The sequence below is a fragment of the Oleiphilus sp. HI0079 genome, assembly GCF_001635105.1.
This window is the reverse complement of record NZ_LWFT01000792.1, coordinates 1-853: the sequence shown is the minus strand read 5'-3', so window position 1 is coordinate 853 and position 853 is coordinate 1. Positions and strand designations below refer to the sequence as shown.

1 protein-coding gene is annotated in these 853 nt (G+C 47.1%); it reads left to right on the top strand.

All coding sequences use genetic code 11. From position 1 onward, the window contains the following. Positions 1-828, top strand: an 828-nt coding sequence (locus tag A3750_RS14860; RefSeq protein ID WP_156498612.1) for a PAS domain S-box protein, incomplete at its 5' end; no start/stop codon positions are given. Positions 829-853 lie beyond the last annotated feature (25 nt).

Below are 853 nucleotides of genomic sequence, written 5' to 3'. Positions count from 1 at the left end.
TCCTACTTTTCGATCCCAATCGCGCTCCTTATTTTTCTTCAAAAACGACCTGATATTCAGTTTCGTGGCATCGCGCTGCTGTTTGCCGCGTTTATACTGCTTTGTGGTATTACTCACTTATTTTCTATTTACACCATTTGGTACGGCTCATATGGGGTGATGGCGATACTAAAAGCGATGACCGCGATCGTATCGTTTGCGACCGCCGTTGCCACTTTTCGTTATATCAAGCCCGCTTTAAGTATCCCTACTCCCGAGCAGCACGAACAAGCATTGAGAGAAAGATTTGTTCGCGAGCGAGAAATAGAGCAGCTTAAGTTAGAGAAGCGCTTCGATAGTTTGGTTCGCGCCGCAATCGACTTTACGCCATCTGGTGTGTTGATTATTCGCGCCACAGGCGAGCTTGTGTACGCAAACAAAGAGGTTGAACGACTGTTTGGCTACGATGAAAACCAGCTGGTTGGTCAGCACATTGAATCGCTGATTTTGGAGCAGGATCGCTCTGGGCATTTGATGCATTTTTCGCGCTTTTTTAGTCATTCAGATGCGCCTCAAGCGATGGCGAAAGGCCGAGTAGTGCAGGGTCGAAAAGCAAATGGTGAGTCGGTTCATCTCGAGGTAGGTCTGGTACCAAAAAGTATCGACGGGGAGAAATTCGTCTTTGCCTCCATTATCGGTGTTAACGAAGTACTAAATTTGGAAGAAACTGTGGTGACACAGTCTTCGAGATTATTAAGAGCAATTGAAGCTGCCGATGAGGGCATCTGGGAATGGAATGTCCAAAACGGTGATGTCTGGTATAGCCCCAACCAATCGTCGAGACTATAGCCTTGCGAGGCCGGATCAAAACCAA